Genomic DNA, 7,258 nt, shown 5'->3' on the forward strand with positions numbered 1-7,258 from the left:
ATCACCTCCCCGGCCTTGGGCGAAAGCGCCTCCAGCACTTCGGCAAGGAGGACCGGAATGTGGCGGGCCGGTCCGCCAACGGCGTTGATATCATCGCCGTGACCCGCCATCATTCCGGCCGCTCCCCAGCCTTGGCCTCGTGAGCCTTCGTCCCCTGCCGAAGCTGCAAAAGCCGGGCGCGTGCTTCCGCCCCGTAGGTGCTGAGCCGTCCAGGCTCCCAGATCTGAAAGAAATTGCCGCGACCGACAAAGGCCACTTCCGCCGATATGCCGGTGTGCTCGCGAATGAAATCGCTCATCGTGATGCGCCCGTCCTGATCGAGCTTCAGGAACGTCCCGTCGCCATGGCAGAAGAACGACATGTCGTCGGCCGTCTGCAGGAAGGGATCTTCCTGCGCGATGCGCTGCTCGTAGCGGTCGAGCAGGTCGAGCCCGCCGACATCCATCGCCGGCCGGTCCAGGCAACGCAGCGCATAGAGCTCCGAATAGCCGCGCTTCTGCACGACCGCACGGAAATGCGCCGGAACGGACACCCGTCCCTTCGCATCGATCCTGTTTACCGCGCTCGAGAGAAACCGGTCCATTACGCGCTACAGCTGCTTGCGCCGCCGCACCCCTCTGCATTTTGCCCTCCGCGCCGCCGCAGCGCGGTCCCTGCCCGAAATCCATGCCGTTCCAAGGGGCGAAAACAGGCAAACGCGCAGCCGCCGCGGCTGCCCGATTGGCGTACGCTTCACCCTGACGCGGAACGAAGGCTTGAATATCGGTATGGGATATCATGGGGTGTTATGGGCGTCAACGGGAACAAGCTTCACAAACGCGCATCGCGACCGATCCGGGCAGTCGTAACGACACGTCTCGTCTTTATGGATCATTAAGCCTAACGAAGCGTTTAGAGCCGTCTGGCCCAACCGGAGGCGGCTTGCTCCGCCCCGCCGCCGCGCATAGCGTCGAGCCACCGCATCCGCCCAGCCACACAAGGATCAAGCTCATGTCCGAGACGGCAAACTCACGCGCTGCCGAACTTTCCCATTTGCGGAGCCGCGACTTCGCCAGTGGCGATCCGATCCCCTTGCCGCTGACCATGGCGTCGATCTTTCACACGCCGGGCGTCGAGACGGGGGTCGATCAATATGGCCGCTACGACAATCCGACCTGGCGCGCCGTGGAACATGTGCTCGGCCATCTGGAAGACGCGCAATGCGTGAGCTTTCCGTCTGGGATGGCCGCGATTTCCGCGGTGTTCTTCGCCCTCCTGAAATCGGGCGATCGCGTGCTTCTGCCTGCGGACGGGTACCATGCCACGCGCGCGATGGCCGAACGCTTCCTGAAGCCGCTCGGCATCACCACTGACACCAGGCCGACGCAGACCTTCCTTGACGGCGGCTTCGAAGGCTACCAGCTGGTCTTCGTCGAAACCCCGTCAAATCCGCGGTTGGACATCTGCGATATCTCGGCCGTCGCCAAGGCCGCCCACGAACAGGGCGCGATCCTCGTCGTCGACAACACGACGATGACGCCGTTTGGCCAGCGTCCACTCGACTTCGGCGCCGATATCGTGGTCTCAGCCGACACCAAGGCGGTCAACGGCCACTCGGACGTGCTGTTCGGCCATGTCGCCGGTCGCAACGCCGACATCATCGCCGGGGTGACCGACTGGCGAGCGATGGTCGGTGGCATTCCCGGCCCGTTCGAAGCCTGGCTGGTGCATCGCGGCCTCGAGACTCTTGAGGTGCGCTTCGACCGCATGTGCTCTTCGGCCGAAACCATAGCGCAACGGCTGAAGGAACATCATGCGGTCCGTGGCCTGCGTTTTCCGGGCCTGGATGGCGATCCGTCGCACAATCTCGCCCGCGCCCAGATGGAGCGTTTCGGCTTCCTCATCTCCTTCGTGCTGGATTCAGAGAACAAGGCCGAGGATTTCATCAACAATTGCCATCTGATCGAGGCGGCGACCTCCTTCGGCGGCGTCCACACCTCCGCCGAGCGGCGGGCGAAAAGAGGGGATGCGGTTTCGCCCGGCTTCGTTCGCCTGTCAGTTGGTTGTGAGCCGGTGGAAGAGCTCTGGCAGGCAATTGAAGCATCGCTCGACAATTTGGGCGCGTGAACCGGTCGATCACGATTTCAGGTCACCTTCGGGATCATGCTCTAGATGCAGGCACCCACAATGGCTTGAGGCCGCTTCGGCGGCCTTTTGTTTGTCTTTCGCCATGATTTCTCCGCAAGTTCCATCGACAAGGATCCCGGTTGCCGGTCCTCGCGGCGAAAGGATTGTCCCATGGCCGCAGCGGCACGTTCTCCGCGTGAAAAGTCGTTCGACGAAATGGGCCGCTATCAGCGGCGTCGACGCGTCCTGCTGGCGTTGCTGATCGGCGCTTTTTGCGTTTTGCTGGTCTTCGGCGGCTCTCCGCACGACGAACTAACCCACGAACGCATAGAGGCGCACGGGATCGCCGTGATACTGATCGGGATCGGCGGCCGGCTCTGGTCGATCCTCTATATCGGCGATCGCAAATCGGCCGAAGTGGTCGCTACCGGCCCATATTCGGTAATGCGCAATCCGCTGTATTTTTTCTCCACCGTAGCGGCCGCCGGGATCGGCGCCCAGACCGGCAGCGTGATCGTCGCGGTCGCGTCGGCGGTTTTGTGCGCGGCCGCGTTTCACATCGTCACACTGCGCGAGGAACGGCATTTGATGACCGTGCTCGGGTTGCCGTACAAGGACTACGTCGCACGGGTGCCACGGTTTTTTCCCAATCCCCGGCTTTTTCGCGATCAGGCCGAGGTCACTTTCACACCCCGCAGTTTCAATCACACGCTGCGCGACGGCTTGGTGTTCTTGGTCTCCATACCGTTTTTCGAATTCATCGAATCCGGACAGGAAAATGGCGTGATTCCTGTTCTCTTCTGGCTGTACTGAGTTGCGGGCCGCCATTCTTGGAAACGCTTGAATGAACAGGCGCGCCCGAAGGCGCAACCTGCTGATACTAGGGGATTTCTTGCTATAGTGGGAAGAAATTGCCAGCTGGCCTGTAAGCCGGGTTCTGTATGGCCCTCGCCCCTTGCGGCGCGAGAACGTGGCGGCCATTCATCTTGGGCGCATGTTGCCGTGCGCCTCACGCAACCTACCCGGACGGTGGGCCGGAAACAGCCCCCGAGGGTTTCCCCTCGCACCGTCCCTATTCGGTCTTGCTCCCGGTGGGGTTTACCATGCCGCTCCTGTTGCCAGTCGCGCGGTGGGCTCTTACCCCACCCTTTCACCCTTGCCACGAGTCCGGCAAAGCCGGATCGTGGCGGTCTGCTTTCTGTGGCACTTTCCCTGGGGTCGCCCCCGCCGGCCATTAACCGGCACCGTGTCTCCATGGAGCCCGGACTTTCCTCACCCGCAGCCTTTCGGCTTCGCGGGTGCGGCCGCCCGGCCAGCTGGCAAGCGTATAAAGGGGTTCACGCCAAAAAACGCAAACGAAAAAGCGACTTATGACCAGTTCATGCAGGCGACCCGAGCGCTGCCATCTGCACCTTGACCTTGCCGCAATAGGCGGCCGACACCGGGTTCATCCGCTTGGCCGCGTGACCTGCATTGTATTTCAGGATCGTGCCGCAGGTGGTGCCGCCGCCGAGGCCCCGCGCCATGGCAAGGTATTTCATGCCGTATCTGATATTGGTGTCGGGATTGAACAGGCCCTTGACCGAGCCGGTGTAGCCCATCATCCGCGCCGTCGCCGGCTTGATCTGCATCAGGCCGATCTCGCCGGCGCCGCCGACGATGTTCGGCTGGTAGTTGCTCTCGATCTTGACGACGGCGTTGGCGAGCGACACCGGCACGCCGTAGGTGGCGGCGTAACGGGCGATGATCGCCGAATACTGGCCAGTGCCGCCGGACACTGCCGTTGGCACCGGCCTGCTCTTGCGGTCGATCGACGCCGTCGTCGTCCGGTCGATATTTTTCCTATTGCGCTTCACATGCCGCCTGGAGACTGCCTTCTTCGCCGAGATCGCCCTTTTTGCCGAAGTCGCCTTTTTGGCCTTTACCCCAGCCGCTTTTTGCACTTTCGCGCTGGCTGTCCTTTTTGCCTTTGCGCCCTGGCCGGCTTTCGACATGGCGGTCTTGCCGGCTGCGACAGTGAGGCCCTGGTCGGCCCGTGGGCTCAGTGGGGCACCATTCGCCGTGCTGAAGGCAAAAGTCATTACGCCGGCAGCAACAGCTGCCGTTACAACGGTCAATTTCTGCATGTGATCCTGTTCTGTCTGAGCCGCGCGAATAACTTCACGCAGATACGCTAAATCAACATCGGAACATCTGGGGGATTAGAGCCCGACAACTTGCACGGATCGCCTTTGACGGCCGATTTGGCGTCAAGCAAGGCGAGGCAAGTCACTTTGAGTGACAGGCTGTAACTTTAGGACGGTAAAAAGACTACTTGGAAGAAACTGTCCTTGCGGAAGCGAGCAACCGTTCCAGCGTACGGATCGTCGATGCGTCGGCGAGGCCATCCACCTTGCGCTGCCGGAAATGCCGCTGGAAAGCGTCGACCACGATTTCGGTCTGCCGGTCGAAAGCTCCCGATATCTCCACCCCATAACCGTAGAGCGCCAGCATCGACTGCAACGCCTCGACCTCGGCGCCAGCATCGCCGGCTTTCAGCACCGCTCCGCGCCTGACCGGGGCCGCTTCGACGAGATGGCCGACACCGGCCTCGAACAGCGCCTTCCACGGGAATTTCTCGCCCGGATCGATCTTGCGTCCCGGCGCCACGTCGGAATGGGCGAGCACCCGTTGAGCCGGAATGGAATGGCGCTGGACGATCCCCTTGCACAGGCCGATCACGGCATCGATCTGCCGTTTGGGAAAGCTGCGATAGCCCAGCGAATGCCCCGGATTGACGATCTCGATGCCTATCGAACAGGAATTTATGTCGGTGCGTCCGAACCACGAACTCTTGCCGGCATGCCAGGCACGGTCGCTTTCCCTCACCATCTGGACGATCTGGCCGTCCTCATGGACGAGATAGTGCGCCGAGACTTCGCTGGCCGGATCGCACAGCCATGCTTCGGCGCCTGAGCCGGTCTTCATGCCGGTGTAATGCAGCACGATCATGTCGGGCCTGGTCGTTTCGCGTCGCGGACCGAAATTCGGCGATACCCTTACCTCGGCGTTCGGCTCGTCGGGCAGGAAGCCGCTCATGCGTGCCGCAGACCTCGCTCGATCATCTCATAGGCGGCGTTGATCGCCGCGATCCTGGTCGTCGCGATCTTGATGAACTCCTGCGGCAGGCCGCGTGCGATCAGCCGGTCCGGATGATTGTCCGAGACCAGCTTGCGATAACGCTTGCGAACCTCCTCGAAAGACTTCCCGCGCTCGATGCCGAGCACGACATAGGGATCTCCCGCACCAAGATCGACATGCCGTGCCAGGATGCTCTGGTAGTGCGCCTCCTCGATCCGGAAGATCTCGGCAATACGATGCAGGAATTGGCCCTCGCGCTCATGCACCAGACCGTCGGCCTTGGCGATGTGGAACAGCCCGTCGAGAATGTCCTCCAGCATCACGCAGTTCGAATGACCGGAGCCGCAAAGCTGCGCCATGCGCTCCGCATAGGTCTCGAACCCGGCTACGTCTTGCTTGGCCAGATCGTAGAGGCGCGCCACATTGCGCGTCTGTTCCCTTGGCACTTCGAATATTTCCTGGAAGGCCCGCACCTCGTCCTGCGTGACGATGCCATCGGCCTTGGCCATCTTGGCCGACAGAGCAATCATCGCCACCGAGAAGGCGACGCGCCGGCGCAGATCGGCGTCGCCCGAGAAAACCGTCCGCACCGCCTCAACGACATCGGCGACACCCGACGAGGCTGAAGACGAAACGCGGGTGATGAAGTCGCCGAAGCGGTCCCAAATCGACATGAGGGCTTAATAGGGCCAACCGGCCACCGCTATCAAGCGAAGACAGCGCCGCAGGGCATGGTCCTGCCGATTTGGCGGCATGCCCGGTCGCGAGCGCCAGGCCTCCAATCAGAAATGAGGAAGGCCGGCTTAAGCCGGCCTTCCCCAGTTTTGTGGTATGGGAACTACTGCGCCGGGGCAGCAGGCGCCGCCGGAGCCGGAGCTGGTTCAGCAGGCTTCGTGGCGTCAGGTGCCGGTTGCATCGGCTGTTCGGCCGCCGGCGGATTGGTGCTCTGCGTCGTGGTATTGTCGGTGCCGCTGTCGCTGCAGGCCGCAACGCCGAGCAGTGCAAGCGCCGAAACCGACGCAAGAATGAGCTTTTTCATAACTTTTTCTCCTCTGATCACGCCGCCGTTACCGGTGACGGTCGAGGACAAAATGCATGAGGCGGATATGAGTTTCGTAACGTTGCATTTCCACCTGTAACATCTTCATATCCCTTGGTGATTGCCGGCTGGTGCATGTCGAACTAACAGTTGGACAGGGAAAATGCCGGGAGCGTTGCCATGTCCGCGAAATGGGATTTCTGGATCGACCGCGGCGGCACTTTCACCGATATCATCGGGCGTGACCCGAAGGGCGGGCTCCATCCGAAAAAACTCCTGTCGGAAAATCCTGAAGCCTATGCCGACGCCGCCATACAAGGCATTCGTGATCTCCTCGGGCTGGAATCCGGCGATGCCATCCCCGCCAACCTGATCGGCGACATCAAGATGGGCACCACCGTTGCCACCAACGCCCTTCTGGAGCGCAAGGGCGACCGCGTGCTGCTGCTCATCACCAAGGGCTTTCGCGATGCGTTGAGGATCGCCTATCAGGCACGGCCCGACATCTTCGCCAAGCAGATCATCCTTCCCGAACAGCTTTATGAGCGCGTCATCGAGATCGACGAGCGCGTACGGGCCGACGGCACCGTCGAAAGACTGCTCGACATCGCCGCCTGCAAGCCGGCCATCGAGCGGGCAAAGGCGGACGGCATCGACGCCGTCGCCATCGTCTTCATGCATGCCTGGAAATATCCCGATCATGAAAAGGCGGTGGCAAAAGTCTGCCGCAAGCTCGGCTTCGGCCAGATCTCGGTCAGCCACGAAGTTTCGCCGCTGATCAAGCTGGTCGGCCGCGGCGACACCACGGTGGTCGACGCCTATCTCTCGCCGATCCTGTCGAGATATGTGCAGAGGGTGGCGGACGAGCTCGGCGTCCTCTCCCCTCTGTCGGCGAAGCCGACAGAGGGGGTCCTCTCAGAAGGCACCGCCAGATCGTCGCGCCCAGTCGATCCGACCCCACCCGGCGGCTTTGCCGCCACCCTCCCCTCAAGG

The 7,258-nt window shown here is 61.9% G+C and carries 8 protein-coding genes, 1 other RNA gene and 1 pseudogene; 3 read left to right on the forward strand and 7 right to left on the reverse strand.

Translation table 11 applies throughout. From position 1 onward, the window contains the following. A pseudogene (locus CN311_RS33580) lies at positions 1-113 on the reverse strand (16S rRNA (cytosine(1402)-N(4))-methyltransferase RsmH); the annotation flags it as partial. After that, a complete protein-coding gene (mraZ, locus tag CN311_RS31065) occupies positions 110-583 on the reverse strand; it encodes a division/cell wall cluster transcriptional repressor MraZ (RefSeq protein ID WP_097577396.1) in 474 nt (157 codons plus the stop codon). The pseudogene CN311_RS33580 and the gene mraZ, both read right to left, overlap by 4 nt. Before the next feature lie 407 nt (positions 584-990). On the opposite strand from mraZ, the gene CN311_RS31070 reads away from it, so the two are divergent. Both CN311_RS31070 and CN311_RS31075 read left to right on the forward strand, forming a co-directional pair. Beyond that, positions 991-2,106: a cystathionine gamma-lyase gene (locus CN311_RS31070; protein WP_097577401.1), complete on the forward strand. Its 1,116-nt coding sequence runs from the start codon at positions 991-993 to the stop codon at positions 2,104-2,106. A gap of 171 nt (positions 2,107-2,277) precedes the next feature. Continuing rightward, positions 2,278-2,919: a methyltransferase family protein gene (locus CN311_RS31075; RefSeq protein WP_097577397.1), complete on the forward strand. Its 642-nt coding sequence runs from the start codon at positions 2,278-2,280 to the stop codon at positions 2,917-2,919. 97 nt (positions 2,920-3,016) lie between these two features. Here CN311_RS31075 and rnpB read toward each other — a convergent pair. From rnpB to CN311_RS31100, 5 genes are all read right to left on the reverse strand, one after another. Beyond that, an RNA gene (gene rnpB / locus CN311_RS31080) (RNase P RNA component class A) lies at positions 3,017-3,426 on the reverse strand. Between the two features lie 59 nt (positions 3,427-3,485). Then, positions 3,486-4,232, reverse strand: a complete 747-nt coding sequence (locus tag CN311_RS31085; protein ID WP_097577398.1) for a lytic transglycosylase domain-containing protein — start codon at positions 4,230-4,232, stop codon at positions 3,486-3,488. Positions 4,233-4,416: 184 nt separating this feature from the next. Then, entirely contained in the window at positions 4,417-5,184 is a 768-nt protein-coding gene (locus tag CN311_RS31090) for an N-acetylmuramoyl-L-alanine amidase (RefSeq protein ID WP_097577399.1), read from the reverse strand. Further along, positions 5,181-5,900 carry a J domain-containing protein gene (locus CN311_RS31095; protein ID WP_097577400.1) on the reverse strand — a complete coding sequence of 240 codons (720 nt, stop codon included), beginning with the start codon at positions 5,898-5,900 and terminating at the stop codon, positions 5,181-5,183. Before CN311_RS31095 ends, CN311_RS31090 begins: the two co-directional genes overlap by 4 nt. Before the next feature lie 164 nt (positions 5,901-6,064). Further along, complete coding sequence (locus tag CN311_RS31100) at positions 6,065-6,265, reverse strand: hypothetical protein (RefSeq protein ID WP_083918660.1); 201 nt, start codon at positions 6,263-6,265, stop codon at positions 6,065-6,067. A 180-nt stretch (positions 6,266-6,445) separates the two neighbouring features. Here CN311_RS31100 and CN311_RS31105 point away from each other — a divergent pair. Beyond that, a partial coding sequence (locus CN311_RS31105; RefSeq protein ID WP_245441001.1) for a hydantoinase/oxoprolinase family protein occupies positions 6,446-7,258 on the forward strand: 813 nt, incomplete at its 3' end.

Source organism: Mesorhizobium sanjuanii, assembly GCF_002529485.1.
Classification (GTDB): domain Bacteria; phylum Pseudomonadota; class Alphaproteobacteria; order Rhizobiales; family Rhizobiaceae; genus Mesorhizobium; species Mesorhizobium sanjuanii.